General features: G+C 73.2%; 11 protein-coding genes and 1 riboswitch. Of the genes, 8 read left to right on the top strand and 3 right to left on the bottom strand.

Going from position 1 to position 14,189, the window contains the following annotated elements:
* Positions 1 to 382: 382 nt before the first annotated feature.
* Genes ACFWIA_RS08460 through ACFWIA_RS08440 form a run of 5 tightly spaced genes read left to right on the top strand, consistent with a single transcriptional unit; the run spans position 383 to position 4,683 of the window.
* Complete coding sequence (locus tag ACFWIA_RS08460; protein WP_387001705.1) at positions 383 to 793, top strand: SseB family protein; 411 nt, start codon at positions 383 to 385, stop codon at positions 791 to 793.
* Positions 790 to 1,410 carry a hypothetical protein gene (locus ACFWIA_RS08455; RefSeq protein WP_387001703.1) on the top strand — a complete coding sequence of 207 codons (621 nt, stop codon included), beginning with the start codon at positions 790 to 792 and terminating at the stop codon, positions 1,408 to 1,410. Before ACFWIA_RS08460 ends, ACFWIA_RS08455 begins: the two co-directional genes overlap by 4 nt.
* Positions 1,410 to 3,077 carry a putative T7SS-secreted protein gene (locus ACFWIA_RS08450; RefSeq protein ID WP_387001702.1) on the top strand — a complete coding sequence of 556 codons (1,668 nt, stop codon included), beginning with the start codon at positions 1,410 to 1,412 and terminating at the stop codon, positions 3,075 to 3,077. Before ACFWIA_RS08455 ends, ACFWIA_RS08450 begins: the two co-directional genes overlap by 1 nt.
* A gap of 20 nt (positions 3,078 to 3,097) precedes the next feature.
* A complete protein-coding gene (locus tag ACFWIA_RS08445; RefSeq protein WP_387001701.1) occupies positions 3,098 to 3,409 on the top strand; it encodes a YrhB domain-containing protein in 312 nt (103 codons plus the stop codon).
* Complete coding sequence (locus tag ACFWIA_RS08440) at positions 3,406 to 4,683, top strand: YrhB domain-containing protein (protein ID WP_387001699.1); 1,278 nt, start codon at positions 3,406 to 3,408, stop codon at positions 4,681 to 4,683. Before ACFWIA_RS08445 ends, ACFWIA_RS08440 begins: the two co-directional genes overlap by 4 nt.
* A gap of 99 nt (positions 4,684 to 4,782) precedes the next feature.
* On the opposite strand, the gene ACFWIA_RS08435 is transcribed toward ACFWIA_RS08440, so the two are convergent.
* Both ACFWIA_RS08435 and ACFWIA_RS08430 read right to left on the bottom strand, forming a co-directional pair.
* The gene (locus ACFWIA_RS08435; protein WP_387001697.1) at positions 4,783 to 5,487 is read right to left on the bottom strand and encodes a hypothetical protein; all 705 of its coding nucleotides are present in this window, start codon (positions 5,485 to 5,487) and stop codon (positions 4,783 to 4,785) included.
* 103 nt (positions 5,488 to 5,590) lie between these two features.
* Positions 5,591 to 6,280, bottom strand: coding sequence for a FadR/GntR family transcriptional regulator (locus ACFWIA_RS08430; protein WP_387001694.1), 690 nt, complete (start codon positions 6,278 to 6,280; stop codon positions 5,591 to 5,593).
* Positions 6,281 to 6,467: 187 nt separating this feature from the next.
* On the opposite strand from ACFWIA_RS08430, the gene ACFWIA_RS08425 reads away from it, so the two are divergent.
* The 3 genes from ACFWIA_RS08425 to ACFWIA_RS08415 all read left to right on the top strand — a co-directional run bounded on the left by ACFWIA_RS08425 (position 6,468) and on the right by ACFWIA_RS08415 (position 9,991).
* Positions 6,468 to 8,279: a 2-isopropylmalate synthase gene (locus ACFWIA_RS08425; protein ID WP_387001692.1), complete on the top strand. Its 1,812-nt coding sequence runs from the start codon at positions 6,468 to 6,470 to the stop codon at positions 8,277 to 8,279.
* Positions 8,280 to 8,419: 140 nt separating this feature from the next.
* Positions 8,420 to 9,430, top strand: coding sequence for an RNA polymerase subunit sigma-70 (locus tag ACFWIA_RS08420; protein WP_387001691.1), 1,011 nt, complete (start codon positions 8,420 to 8,422; stop codon positions 9,428 to 9,430).
* Between the two features lie 150 nt (positions 9,431 to 9,580).
* The gene (locus tag ACFWIA_RS08415) at positions 9,581 to 9,991 is read left to right on the top strand and encodes a hypothetical protein (RefSeq protein WP_387001690.1); all 411 of its coding nucleotides are present in this window, start codon (positions 9,581 to 9,583) and stop codon (positions 9,989 to 9,991) included.
* 57 nt (positions 9,992 to 10,048) lie between these two features.
* Here the strand turns inward: ACFWIA_RS08415 and cobN are convergent, their stop codons facing one another.
* Entirely contained in the window at positions 10,049 to 13,753 is a 3,705-nt protein-coding gene (cobN, locus tag ACFWIA_RS08410) for a cobaltochelatase subunit CobN (protein ID WP_387001688.1), read from the bottom strand.
* A 53-nt stretch (positions 13,754 to 13,806) separates the two neighbouring features.
* A riboswitch (cobalamin riboswitch) is annotated at positions 13,807 to 13,881 on the bottom strand.
* Between the last annotated feature and the right edge of the window lie 308 nt (positions 13,882 to 14,189).

Below are 14,189 nucleotides of genomic sequence, written 5' to 3'. Positions count from 1 at the left end.
TGCCTCCCGCGGTCGTGGCGGCCCCGCTCCGAACGGGCCGTCGCCGCCGGTGCGAACCTCCGGTGTCCTCACGAGCTACTACAACGCCCGTGGGCGCCCCCGAGTCACTGACCCGTTGGTCGCAGCGGCCCACCGGGTAGGTTCGGTCCCGACTGACGCGCGGAGCGCGTGAGAGGCACGAGGAGTCCAGGTGGATTTCCACGAGGAGTGGCGGCAGTTGAAGGAAGCGGCAGCCCGCCGCGCACGGACCGCCGAACGCAACGCGGACGCACCGGCGGTGCCGGGAAGCGGGCCCCCGGCACCGCAGTCCGCCCCACGAACCACAGCTGAGGGATCGTCAACAACACGTGCGCCCGCGTCCGTTGCCGGCGCCCCGACACGGGTGTCGTCGGACACCGCCCGGATCGCGGCGCTGGAGCGCATCGCCGGGTTCCGCGAGTCGCTGGTGCTCGTCCCGCTCGACGGGGACGGCGATCCGCTGACCCTCGCCTTCGGCGGGCTGGCCTGGATCTGCGCGTTCACCGACGAGGAGGCGCTCGGCCGGTTCGCGGTGGCCCGCGGCGAGGAGACGCGCGACTGGCCGTACCGCAGGACGTACGGGTTCCGGCTGCTGGACGAGGTGGTGCCGGCGGCCGGGTTCCCGTGCGGGGTGGCACTCAACGCGGCCGGGCCGGACGGCTGGGTCCTGCCACCGGTGCGGGGCATCGTCCCGGACGGCGCCGCCCTCGACTCCGCGCACCCCGATCCGCCCCGCACACCACCGCACCTGCACCACGGAGGGGCACCCGCATGACCGATCACGTTGACCTGGCGTCGTCCAAGGCGGCGTTGGGACAGATCGCGCAGGGCATCACCGACACCCTGGGGGAGTTGAACGAACTCGGGATGGTCGGCCGGGCCAGCACCGGCCGTGGCTTCTCGGACCTGGCCCTGACCGGACTCCAGACCGGCCACGACGGTCTCAGCTCCACCCTGGAGGACTTCTGCGAACGCTGGGAGTGGGGGGTGCGCGGACTCGTGCAACAGGGCAACGAGTTCGCCGCCGACGTCGGACTGTCCGCGGGCGTGCTGCACGAGGTGGACCAGTACGTGCAGGGCAGCTTGAAGGTGGTGGTGAACGCGGGCATCGGCAACCCGTACGCCACCGAGGACGAGATCACCGGCAAGGACTGGGGCGAGGTGCTGTCCAGCAACCCGTACACCCACGTCCGGGACGCCGACTACAGCCGCGAGTCCTTCGAGGACGCGCGGCACGCCTCGCAGGAGGCGTGGAAGGGCGCCACGCGCGAGGTCTTCGGCGCCGATCACCTGCTCCAGAACCAACTGTTGGACGCGGTCGGCGTGCGCGACGAGGTGCAGGGCGCGGTGGACCGCGCGACCGAGCCGGCGCCCCGGGAAGGTGACGGCTGATGGGCTGGGGACCCGACATCGACCTCGGCGGCCTCAAGGACCTCGCGGACAAGGGCCTGGGCCACATCGAGGACGGCATCGACGCGGGGAAGAAGGCGGTCGGCGAGGGCGTCGACTGGACCACCGACCGCATCGGCGACGGCCTGGACCACGTCGGCGCCCAGGACCTCGCGGACACCGTCGAGGACTTCGGCGACGACCTCGCGTCCGAGCTCGGGGCCTCGGTCCGCGAGCAGCGGCTCGGCGAGACCGAGGAGGCGAACGAGCTGGTCCACGGCAAGCCCGGTGACATCCGGAGCACCGCGCGCCACCTCGCCGACTTCCGGGGCGCCTTCAACCGGGTCGGCGACGGGATGCGCGGGCTCGGCTCGGACCGCTGGAAGGGCGAGGCGGCCGACGCGTTCCGGGCGGAGTTCGCGATGCACCCGGCCGACTGGCTGCGGGCCGCCGACGCGTTCGAGGGGGCGGGCCTCGCCCTGACCCGCTACGCGGACGTGGTCCAGTGGGCGCAGGACCAGGCCCAGCGGGCGATCGAGCTGTACCGGACCGGCAAGAAGGCGTCCCAGGACGCGATCGAGGCGCACAACACCAAGGTCGACGCGTACAACGCCGCCGTCACCGCCGACCGGGACCCCGGGCCCGTACCGCCGCCCTTCACCGACCCCGGGGCCGCCGACCGGAGCCAGGCCCACGACCTGCTCCGGGAGGCCCGTCGGCAACGCGACGAGGCGGCGCGCGAGGCGCAACGCGTCCTCCAGGACGCGCTGGAGCACGCCCCGGCCGAGCCGCCGCCCACGGACCGGATGGTGCTGAACGTCGCCGACCACGCCGTGGGGCAGGCGATCGAGGTGACCCATGTCGCGGGCGGCGTGCTGAAGGGCGCCGCGGGGGCCGTCAACTTCGTACGTGGTCTTAACCCCCTGGACCTCTATAACCTCACGCACCCCGCGCAGTACGGGCAGAACGTCGCCACCACCCTGGCCGGGGTGGTGTCCGCCGCGGCGAACCCGCAGCGCATCCCCGGGGCGCTGTGGGACAGCTTCAAGGAGGACCCCAGCGAGGGGTTCGGCCGGCTGATCCCGGAGCTGCTCGGCACGAAGGGCCTGGGCGCGGTCCGCACCACGGCCCGGGTCGCGGACGACGTCGCGGACGCGGCGAAGGCGACGCCGGCGACGCCCTCGTGGGGGGACCTCGCGAAGGCGACCGACACGGTCAAGGAGAAGGCGATCCACGCCGACTCCGTGGACCCCGCCACCGCGCAGAAGTACCTCGACGCACAGTTCCCCTGGCTGCGGGACCTCAACAACACGAACCAGCCCGGCTACACGCAGAACTGCACGTTCAACGTGGTGACGGTGGACCGGCGCCTCGACGGCGTCGAAGTCAGCGCGGCGCCCCGGCCGAAGCCCGGTGACATTCCCTTCAAGGAACTGGGCGTCGGCCCCGAGTCGTTCACCCAGGTGAAGAGCTACGACGACATCATCCGGGACCTGAATGCGCGAGGGGACGGTGCACGTAGCGTGGTCTACATCGGCCGGGAGAGCTCGGCCCACGTGTTCAACGCGGTGAAGACACCGGACGGAGTGGTCTTCCTGGACGGCCAGAGCGGTGGCCTCGCCATGTTGGAGAAGGGGACCACGATGATTGCCCACATCCCGTACAAGTAGTAGCGCAGGACGGACACCTCATGTTGAGCAAGGAAGAAGCCCTCCAGGCGGCACGCCAGTTCCTGGACGCGGCCTATGCCGACGACTCCTCGGGATGGACGATCGTCGTTCTGCCCGACGGGTCGTACCGGTACCACGCGGGTTGGGCGGTGCGGTTCGATTCACAGGAGGCCCTGGACAGCGGACAGCCGTGGGTGGGCCCCATGATGAAGATCCTCCTCGTCCCCGACGACGGCTCGGAGCCGGAGTTCCCTCCCACGAACATCCCCGTCCCGGACTACCTGGAGAAGCTCGCCGCAGGCGAGTGGCCGGCGAGCGGAGGCGCGCGATGAACGCCGTGGACCCGTCCGGCGCCGCCCGGCACTGGCTGCACCGCACCTACGGCGACCTCGTGGAGCTCGCCGCCCCGCACCCCGTCGCGCAGGACGCCCGCACCTGGATGTTCAGCTGCCGCACGGTCCCCCAGCCCGGCTACCCGAGCACCCCGATGCTGGCCTCCTCGGTGGTGGTGCCGAAGGACGGGGGCGAGCCGTTCCACCCCGCGTCCGACGACCCGTTCGGGGACGCCGCCGGCTACCCCGGCCCCCCGCAGGCACAGCAACCAGCGGCACGCGCACGGCGGTTGAACGCCCGGGGCTGTGTGGTCACGGTCGCCGCGCAGGTGACCGGCGGCGCCCCGTCGACACCCCTGCCGTGGCAGCCGGTGCACGAGGCGCCCGGCTGGTGGAACCTGCTGCTGCGCCGCTACTTCCCGGGTGCCGAGGCGCTGCGCTGCGCCGACTGGGACGAGGTCGTGCGCCGGGCGAAGGAGCCCGGGCCCGGCACCCGGGGCGTGGTCTGGGTACGGCGCGAGACCGGCGGCGCGGAGGCCAGCGGGCACCTGCTGTACGTGCTCAACGACGGCGGGAACGTCGTCTTCCTGGACGGCATGACGGGCGGCCTCGGCCGCCTGGACACCCTCGGCGTAAGGGAGTTGACGTTCGCGCGGGTGCGTCCGGCGGGGTCCGGCGCGGCGCCCGCGCCCGACTTCGGGGCGGCCCGCCGCAAGGCCGAGGAGTGGGTGCGCGCGTCCTGGTCGGAGCCGGTGGAACTGGTGGCGCCCGATCCGGCGGACGAGACGGCCCGCGGCTGGCTGTTCGCCTGCGACACCACGTCGTCCCTGCGCACCGGGGACTGGCGGGAGTCGATGGTCGACGCGGCGGTGGTGGTGCCGAAGGACGCCGAGGAGCCGTTCCTGTTGCCGAACTCCGATCCGTGGGGGCACTTCGCCACCTGGGACCGGGGCGGTCCGGCGGGCACGGTGCCGCAGCCGGGGCGGGCGGCCTGGTTCGTGCCCACGCTCGCGGAGCTGGGCGGGGTGCTCGCGGTGACGGAGCACGCGACGGCGACCGAGGCGGTCGCGTCCCTGACGGCGCTGCCGCCGGGCGGTCGGGCGCTGGTGTGGGTGCGCCGGCTGGACGGGCGGGGCCGCCCGTCGACCGGTGTGCTGTTGACCGGGTTCCGCACCGCGGAGGGCGCCGTGGGTCTGGTGGACGGTTCGGCGCGGACGTTCAGCGGTCTTGAGGGGCTGCGGGAGTGCGGGGTGCGGGTCATCCGCTACCGGTGAGCCCTCCCGGTCGTCCAGGGCCGGGACTTCTCCGACATCACGTTCGACTTCTGAGCCCGACCCTGGCTTCGGGCCGCCGTCCCCGAGCGGGGCGGCGGCTCACCCCGTGAACGCGGCCGTGGTGACGTCCCGTTCCAGTTCGGCGCGGGAGAACCCGTAGGTCCCGATGCCGGAGACCTTGATCACCAGGCAGAACCGTTCCACCGACGACAGCCGCTCGGCCACCCGCTCGTACTCGCGCCGCAGGAAGTGGACCGCGGCCAGATTGGCCGTGGACGTCTGGCCCGACACCACGAACACCGGGCACTCGGACTCCACCGGCTGGAACTTGGCGACGAGCACGAACTCCCGGTTGTTCTTGTCGAACGGGTACTTCTCCCCGCCCACCTCGATGGCCACCGAGTCCGGATGCCCGGGGTCGTAGGGGTGGAGGGTCACTCCGGGCAGATGGGCGGCCAGATGGCCGCCCGTGCGCAGGTTGGCGCCCCCGGTGGGGCCGCCCACGCAGAACTCGGTGCGGTCACCGTTGCTGCCCCGGAAGCTCCCGGCCTCCAGGACCACCTTGCAGTCCAACTCGCCGGCCAACAGCGCCAGCGCCATGGCGGCCTCGACGTCCCGGTAGGTCGCGGTCTGGGGCGAGCCGTGCTTGTTGCCCAGCACGATCAGGCAACTCTGCCCGGGGCGGACCCCGAAGAACGCGGCCCGCTTGTTCACCGCGCGGGTCCGTTTCGCCCGTTCCCACAACCAGACCAGGGCACCGCCCAGGAAGCTGGTCACCAGCCCGATCACGATGTTGCCCAGCACCGACTGAATCGTCGTCCCCCTCCTGCTCAGGTCCGCATCGTTTCACGCACCGCCGGGCGCGCACCAGCACACGGGCGCCCAGCGCGAACCGCCGGCGCGCGGCTCACAGCGAGCGCAACAGCGCCAGCGTGTCCGTGAGTTCCTTCCGCAGCACCCGCCCGGCCGCAGCCTCGTCGCCCCGCTCGACCGCGGCGACCAACCGGGCGTGTGCCGCGTCGCCGTGGTCGGGGTCGTCCGCCCGGAGGTCCAGTACGTCCACCAGGTCGAGCAGCCCCCGGCGCAGCACCGGCACGAACTCGGCGAACAGATCGCTCAGCACCGGGTTGTGGGCCGCGGCGACCACCGCCCCGTGCAGCGCGATGTCGGCCGTGACGAACGCGGCGTGGTCGTCGGGCGCGCAGGCCCGGCGGGCGGTCAGGGCGGTGTGCAGGGCGGCCACGTCGTCGTCCGTGCGGCGCCGGGCGGCGATCCGGGCGGCCTCCACCTCGACGATCATGCGGACCTCGTAGACGTCCGTCACGGCGGCCCGGCGCAGTCGGGCCGACCACTGTTCGGGGGAGGCGGTCGCGAGGACGAAGACCCCGGAGCCCTGGCGGGCGCGGACCAGCCCGGCGCAGGCCAGGGCGCGCAACGCCTCCCGGACGGTCGAGCGACCCACCCCGAGGGCCTCGGCCAGGGCCAGCTCCCCGGGGAGCTTGGAGCCGACCGTCCAGGTGCCGTCGGCGATGTGCTCGCGCAGCCGCTCGGTGGCCTGCTCGACCAGCGAGGACGGTCGCAACGCGTGTAGGTTCATGGTGAGTTCACGCTCCATTCGATGCCCTCTCAAGTTGTCTGAGGACCTGAGGGGTGGTTAAGGTGCTCCGCATGCTGGCACACGGGCTGCTCCTTCTCGGTCGCCGCTGCGGGGTCTGACGCGACCGGCACCCCGCAGCGGGGCTTCGGGCTGCCGGTCCACGGACGACCGACCGAAGGACGCTCCGATGGCATCCGCCGTCCCCACCACCGTGTTCCCCACCCTGCACACCCCGTCCGGTGAACTCCCGGACCACGCACCGCACTGGAACCCCCAGCGCCCGAGCAGCATGCCGTACCAGCGCTACCGTCCCGCGCACCAACGGGTCCCGCTGCCCCCGGTCGACCGGTCCTGGCCGACGCGCCGCATCGAACGCGCCCCGCTGTGGGTGCCGGTCGACCTGCGCGACGGCAACCAGGCACTGGCCGAACCGATGGACACCGCCCGCAAGCGCCGCCTGTTCGACCTGCTGGTCACCATGGGCTTCAAGGAGATCGAGGTCGGCTACCCCTCCGCGAGCCGCACCGACTTCGACTTCGTCCGCCACCTCGTCGAGGCGGACGCCGTCCCCGACGACGTCACCGTCTCCGTGTTCACCGCCGCCCGCCGCGACCTCATCGACCGGACCCTCGACTCCGTCGAAGGGCTGCCCCGCACCCTGGTGCACCTCTACACCGCGACGGCGCCCACCTGGCGGGACGTGGTGCTGGGCCGTTCCCGGGCCGAGGTGCACGCACTGGTCCGGGAAGCCGCCACCCATCTGCTGCGCCGGGCGGAGGAACGGCCGGGCGCGGACATCCGCTTCGAGTTCTCCCCGGAGGTCTTCAACCTCACCGAACCGGACTTCGTCCTGGAGGTGTGCAACGGCCTCACCGACCTGTGGGAGGCGAGCGGGGACCGGCCCGTGGTGCACAACCTGCCGGCCACGGTCGAGATCGCGACGCCCAACGTCTACGCGGACCAGATCGCCTACGCGGACCGCCACCTCGCCCGCCGCGAGCACGTCATCCTGTCGGTGCACCCGCACAACGACCGCGGCACCGGCGTCGCCTGCGCCGAACTCGCCCTGTTGGCCGGCGCCCAGCGCGTCGAGGGCTGCCTGTTCGGCAACGGCGAGCGCACCGGGAACGTCGACCTGATGACCCTCGCCCTCAACCTGTACACCCAGGGCGTGGACCCGATGCTCGACCTGTCCGACATCGACGCGGTGCGCGAGGTGGTCGAGTACTGCAACCGGCTCCCCGTGCCCGACCGCCACCCCTACGCCGGCGACCTGGTGCACACGGCGTTCTCCGGCACCCACCAGGACGCCATCGCGAAGGGCCTGGCCCACCACGCCAAACGGGCCGCCGAGTTGGGCGTCCCGGAGACCGCGGCGCCCTGGTCGGTGCCGTACCTGCCGGTCGACCCGGCGGACATCGGGCGCACCTACGAGGCGGTCATCCGCATCAACTCGCAGTCCGGCAAGGGCGGGGTCGCGCACCTGCTGCGCGTCCACCACGGACTCGACCTCCCCGCGGACCTGCGCCCCGACTTCGCCCGCGCGGTGCAGCTGCGCACCGACGACAGCGGCCGGGAGCTGTCTCCGGCCGAGTTGGGCGACCTCTTCCACACCACCTACGTCGCCCCCGGCCAGGAGGGCCAGGAGGACCAGGAAGGCCAGCAGGGCGCCCACGCCCTCGTCACCGTGACGGCGGACGCACCGGGCGCCGGCAGCGGCCGGTGCGGCTGCACCCTGCGCATCGACGGCCGGGAGCACTCCGGCCACGGGGACGCCCCGCAGTCCGCGGTCGTCGAGGCCCTGCGCGCCGCGGACGTCCCCGTCGAACTCCTGGCCCACACCGGGCACCCCGTGGAAGGCGGTGGGCACGCCGCCTACGCCGCCTGCCGGGTGGACGGCGTGCCGCACTGGGGCGCCGGCCGCGACCCCGATCCGCTGGTCGCGGCGGCCCGCGCGGTGCTGGCCGCCGTCCACCGCGCCGACCGGGACCGCTCGTGACCACCGCCCCGGTGCTGAGCGTGCGGGCCCGCCGGCCGGCGGAGCTGCCCGCGCGGTGAGCAACGCGGCGCCCGTTCCCCTGGCCCGCCGGGAGGAACGGGCGCCGCGCCCACCGCCACCGGGACGGTTAACCTCGCCCGATGACGGACGACACGAAGCCGGACGAGGCGAAGGCGGACGAGACGAAGCCGGTCGCGACGAAGCCGGTCGCGACGAAGCCGGTCGCGACGGAGGCGGCCGAGGACCTGTCCGCGCGCGCGGAACGGCACCGCGGGGAACTACGCGTCCACTGCTACCGGATGGTCGGCTCGTACACGGACGCCGAGGACCTCGTCCAGGAGACGTTGATCCGCGCCTGGCGGGCGCGGGAGTCCCTGGACGACCCCGCGCGGCTGCGCCCCTGGCTCTACCGCATCGCGACCCGCGTCTGCCTGGACTTCCTCGGCGGCCCGGCCCGGTCCCGCGAGGTCGCCACCGCCACCTCCGCCATCGCCGAGGTGCGCTGGCTGGAGCCGTACCCCGACTCCCTGCTGGACGGGACGATCGCCCGGGAGACCATCGAGCTGGCGTACCTCGCGGCGATCCAGCACCTCCCGCCGCGCCAGCGGGCCGTACTCATCCTGCGGGACGTGCTCGGCTTCCCGGCGGACGAGACGGCGAGGACCCTGGAGGTCACCGTCGCCGCGGTCAAGAGCGCACTCCAGCGGGCCCGCGCCACCCTGCGCACCCACCTCCCGCCGCGCCGCGCCGACTGGGGCCCGGCGACCGCACCGAGCGCCGCGGAACGGGCCACCCTGCGCCGCTACGTGACCGCCTCGCAGAACGCCGACCTGACGGAACTGACCGCCCTGCTACGGGAGGACGCCCGCCAGACCATGCCGCCGGTGGCCCGCGTCTACGAGGGCCGCACCGCGATCCTCGACCTGTGGCGGCCGGTGCTCCAGGGCCCGGACCGGTGGGGCGAGTGGCGGACCGTGGAGGTCACCGTCAACCGGCAGCCCGCGGCCGTGAACTACGTCCGCGAACCCGGGGACACCGAGTACCGCGCGGTCAACATCGACGTGCTGCGGATCGAGGACGGGCTGGTCGCCGAGATCACCACCTTCGGCCCGGAGGTCCTGCCCGCACTGGGCCTGTCCCCGATCCTGTAGCTCCCGCGGGCTCCGCGTCACTCCGACCGGCGTGCCGTGACCCAGGTCACAGCGCGCCGACCGATTCCTTTTCCGCGGCGGCACCCGTCATAGGGGCGTCCCGCGCAACGACGCAGCGCCGACACGACTCCGCGAAAGAGGAACCCCATCATGAGCATGAAGAACTTCGACCGACTGCTCGGCACCTGGAACGTCACCGGCGGCGCCGAGGGCACCGTCACCTACCGCTGGCTGCCCGGCGAGCAGTTCCTCGTCCAGGACATCGACCTCACCCAGTACGGGCAGGCCGTCACCGGCATCGAGGTCATCGGCCGGCTGAAGCCGTTCGGCGCCGAGGAGCCCAGCGAGCACGTCCACTCCCGCTACTACGACAGCGCGGGCAACACCTTCGACTACCTCTACGAGATCGAGGACGACACCCTGGTCATCTGGGCCGGCGAGAAGGGCTCGCCCGCCCACTACCGGGGCACCTTCAACGCCGGAGGCGACACCGTCAGCGGCGCCTGGACCTACCCCGGGGGCGGCGGCTACGCGTCCACCATGACCCGCACGGCCGGCTGAACCACCCGGAAGGCCCGGGGGCGCGGCGCACGCACCGCACCCCCGGGCCGGGGCCACTCAGTCCTCGGCGCCCTCGGCGCCGCCCGCGCCGCCTTCCAGATCGCCCTCCGTCTCCAGGAACACCTGGCGCAGCGCGTCCAACGTCGCCGGGTCGGGCTTCGCCCACAGCCCCCGCGACTCGGCCTCCAACAGCCGCTCCGTGATGCCGTGCAACGCCCAGGGGTTGGCCTCCTGGAGGAAGGCACGGTTCTCCGGGTCGAGGACGTACGCCTGCGTGAGCTTGTCGTACATCCAGTCCGCGATCACCCCGGTCGTGGCGTCGTAACCGAAGAGGTAGTCGACCGTCGCCGCCAGCTCGAACGCGCCCTTGTATCCGTGGCGGCGCATCGCCTCGATCCACTTCGGGTTGACCACCCGGGCCCGGAACACCCGCGAGGTCTCCTCGACCAGGGTGCGGGTGCGCACCGTCTCCGGCCGGGTCGAGTCACCGATGTACGCCTCGGGCGCCGTACCGCGCAGCGCCCGCACGGTCGCCACCATGCCCCCGTGGTACTGGAAGTAGTCGTCCGAGTCGGCGATGTCGTGCTCACGGGTGTCCGTGTTCTTCGCCGCGACCGCGATCCGCTTGTACGCGGTCTCCATCTCCTCCCGCGCCGGCCGACCGTCCAACTCGCGCCCGTACGCGTAACCGCCCCACACCGTGTACACCTCGGCGAGGTCCGCATCGGTGCGCCAGTCCCGCGAGTCGATCAGCTGGAGCAGCCCCGCCCCGTACGTGCCCGGGCGGGAACCGAAGATGCGGGTGGTGGCCCGGCGCTCGTCACCGTGCGCCGCGAGGTCCGCCTTCACGTGCGCCCGCACGTAGTTGGTCTCGTCCGCCTCGTCGAGGTCCGCGACCAGCCGCACCGCATCGTCCAACAAGCCGATGACGTGCGGGAACGCGTCCCGGAAGAAGCCCGAGATGCGCAGCGTCACATCGACGCGGGGCCGCCCCAGCTCCTCGGCCGGCACCGCCTCCACCCCGGTGACCCGGCGCGAGGCGTCGTCCCACACCGGACGCACCCCGAGCAGCGCCAGCGCCTCCGCCACGTCGTCGCCCGCGGTGCGCATCGCGCTCGTCCCCCACAGGGACAGACCCACCGACGTGGGCCAGTCGCCGTTGTCCTCGCGGTAGCGGGCCAACAGCGAGTCGGCGAGGGCCTGACCGGTCTCCCAGGCCAGCCGGGACGGCACGGCCTTCGGGTCGACGGAGTAGAAGTTGCGGCCCGTCGGCAGCACGTTCACCAGACCGCGCAACGGCGAACCCGAGGGCCCCGCCGGCACGAACCCGCCGTTCAACGCGTGCACCGCGTGGTCGAGTTCCTGGTGCGTGGCGTTGAGCCGCGGCACCACCTCGTGCGCCGCGAAGTCCAACACCCGGGCCACGTCCGGCCCGTGGTCGGCGGCCACCACCGCGACCGCCGCCGGGTCCCAGTCGGCCGCCTCCATCGCCTCGACCAGCGCCCGCGCCGCCTCCTCCGCCGCGTCGGCCCCGGTGCGGGTCGCCGCCGACTCGTCCAGGCCCAGCGCCTCCCGCAGCCCCGGCAGCGCGGTGGTGCCGCCCCAGATCTGCCGGGCCCGCAGGATCGCCAGCACCAGGTTCACCCGGTCCCCGGCCGCCGGCGGCGCCCCCAGCACGTGCAGACCGTCCCGGATCTGCGCGTCCTTGACCTCGCACAGCCACCCGTCGACGTGCAGCAGGAAGTCGTCGAAGCCGTCGTCGTCGGGGCGGTCCTCCAGGCCCAGGTCGTGGTCGAGCCGGGCCGCCTGGATCAACGTCCAGATCTGCGCCCGGATCGCCGGCAGCTTCGCCGGGTCCATCGACGAGATCTGCGCGTACTCGTCGAGCAGCTGCTCCAGCCGCGCGATGTCCCCGTACGAGTCGGCGCGGGCCATCGGCGGCACCAGGTGGTCGATCAGCGTCGCGTGCACCCGGCGCTTGGCCTGGGTGCCCTCACCCGGGTCGTTCACCAGGAACGGGTACACCAACGGCAGGTCACCGAGCGCCGCATCGGGCGCGCACGCCGCGGAAAGACCCGCGTTCTTGCCGGGCAGCCACTCCAGGTTGCCGTGCTTGCCCAGGTGCACCATCGCATCGGCGCCGAAGCCGCCGTCCTCGCGGGACGCCGCGATCCACCGGTACGCCGCCAGGTAGTGGTGCGAGGGCGGCAGGTCCGGGTCGTGGTAGATCGCGATCGGGTTCTCGCCGAAGCCCCGCGGCGGCTGGATCACGATCAGCAGGTTCTCGCGGCGCAGCGCCGCGAGCACGATGTCACCCTCCGGGTTGTGGGTGCGGTCCACGAACATCTCACCGGGCGCCGGGCCCCAGTGCTGCTCCACCGCCGACCGCAGCTCCTCGGGCAGCGTCGCGAACCAGCGACGGTAGTCGGCCGCCGGAATGCGCACCGGGTTCGCCGCCAACTGCTCCTCAGTCAACCAGTCCTGGTCGTGGCCGCCCGCGTCGATCAGCGCCCGGATCAACTCGTCGCCGTCGCCCGACACCAGCCCCGGGATGTCCTCCACGGGCCCGAACTCGTACCCCTCCGCGCGCAGCCGCCGCAACAGCGCCACCGCACTGGCCGGCGTGTCCAGCCCGACCGCGTTGCCGATCCGGGCGTGCTTCGTCGGATACGCCGACAGCACCAACGCGATCCGCTTCTCCGCGGCCGGGATGTACCGCAGCCGCGCGTGCCGCACCGCGATCCCCGCGACCCGCGCCGCCCGCTCCGGGTCGGCGGCGTAGGCGGGCAACCCGTCCTCGTCGATCTCCTTGAACGAGAACGGGACGGTGATCAGCCGGCCGTCGAACTCCGGCACCGCGATCTGGCTGGCCGCGTCCAACGGGGAAACGCCCTCGTCGTTGGCCTCCCAGTCGGCCCGCGACGAGGTCAGACACAGCGCCTGGAGCACCGGCACGTCCAGCCCGGTCAGCGCGCCCGCGTCCCAGGACTCGTCGTCGCCGCCCGCCGACGCCTCGGCCGGCCGGGTACCGCCCGCGGCGAGCACCGTCGTCACGATGACGTCCGCCGCGCGCAGGGCGTCCAACAACTCGGGCTCGGGGCTGCGCAGCGACGCCACGTACAGCGGCAGCGGCCGGCCGCCCGCGTGCTCCACCGCCTCGCACAGCGCGGCGACGAACGCGGTGTTGCCGCTCATGTGGTGCGCCCGGTAGTAGAGGACGGCCACCGTCGGCACGCCGTCCGCTTCGGCCCTCACCGGGGTGCGCTCCAAGGGCCCCCAGGCGGGAGCGGGCGCCGGCGGCTCGAAACCGTGACCGGTGAGCAGCACGGTGTCCGACAGGAACCGGGCCAGCTGCGACAGGTTCGCCGGCCCGCCGTGCGCGAGGTACGCGTGCGCCTCCGCGGCGATGCCCACGGGCACCGTGGACGCCGCCATCAGCTGGGCGTCCGGCGCCTGTTCACCGGTCAGCACGACCACCGGCAGGCCCGTCGCGGTCAGCTGGTCGAGCCCGTCCTGCCAGGCCCGGACCCCGCCGAGCAGCCGCACGACGACCAGCGCGACCCCGTCCAGCAGCCCCGGCAGATCACCCAACGGCAACCGGGACGGGTTCGCGAAGACATAGGGGACGGGGTTGCCCGTGCGGTTCGCCGCGCGTGCGCTCAGCAGGTCCGTGTCGGACGTCGAGAGGAGGAGGATGCGGGGCGCGACCGGCTCGGGCTGTGCGCCGTCCGTTTCGCCGGTCTCATCGGGGGAGTGCAGCATGCGGCATCGGCCTTCCTCGGGGTGTCCGCGCCCCGGGTGGTGTCGGACGGCGGGAGTTCCTGGCTCGTCCGGCCCGCGGGGGCCGGGACACAGTGGCGGGACCGCGCCGGATTCGCACCGGCTTCCTCCCCTGTCGCCGTCGTGGCGATGGCGGGCCCGGTTGGCCCGCCACGGACCATCGTATGCAGTTCCGCTCCGCGGCTGAATGGCGCCTCACGTGCGGATTCGTCACTCCCCTCCCCCTTGACGCAGCCCGACCACACCCTTTGTACGAGTGCGGTGACCGTCCCCGCGACGCCCCGGGTGTGCGGTGCGCCCCGCACACCCTGCCGGTGGGGCCCGCCGCCGGCCCTCCAGCGCAGGCCGGTCCCTGGTCCCGGGTGTCCGCTGACCGGGGGGTCGGCCCGGTCGGGCCCGCCGACAAATGCTTCGACAT

It is taken from the genome of Streptomyces sp. NPDC127068 (assembly GCF_042724695.1).
Classification (GTDB): Bacteria; Actinomycetota; Actinomycetes; order Streptomycetales; family Streptomycetaceae; genus Streptomyces.
This window is presented reverse-complemented; position numbering and strand designations above follow the sequence as displayed.

Coding starts and splice junctions, on each gene's coding strand:
- ACFWIA_RS08430 (WP_387001694.1), bottom strand. CDS start 6,280: ATGAACCTACACGCGTTGCGACCGTCCTCGCTGGTCGAGCAGGCCACC.
- ACFWIA_RS08420 (WP_387001691.1), top strand. CDS start 8,420: ATGACGGACGACACGAAGCCGGACGAGGCGAAGGCGGACGAGACGAAG.
- ACFWIA_RS08415 (WP_387001690.1), top strand. CDS start 9,581: ATGAGCATGAAGAACTTCGACCGACTGCTCGGCACCTGGAACGTCACC.
- ACFWIA_RS08440 (WP_387001699.1), top strand. CDS start 3,406: ATGAACGCCGTGGACCCGTCCGGCGCCGCCCGGCACTGGCTGCACCGC.
- cobN (WP_387001688.1), bottom strand. CDS start 13,753: ATGCTGCACTCCCCCGATGAGACCGGCGAAACGGACGGCGCACAGCCC.
- ACFWIA_RS08450 (WP_387001702.1), top strand. CDS start 1,410: ATGGGCTGGGGACCCGACATCGACCTCGGCGGCCTCAAGGACCTCGCG.
- ACFWIA_RS08425 (WP_387001692.1), top strand. CDS start 6,468: ATGGCATCCGCCGTCCCCACCACCGTGTTCCCCACCCTGCACACCCCG.
- ACFWIA_RS08455 (WP_387001703.1), top strand. CDS start 790: ATGACCGATCACGTTGACCTGGCGTCGTCCAAGGCGGCGTTGGGACAG.
- ACFWIA_RS08445 (WP_387001701.1), top strand. CDS start 3,098: ATGTTGAGCAAGGAAGAAGCCCTCCAGGCGGCACGCCAGTTCCTGGAC.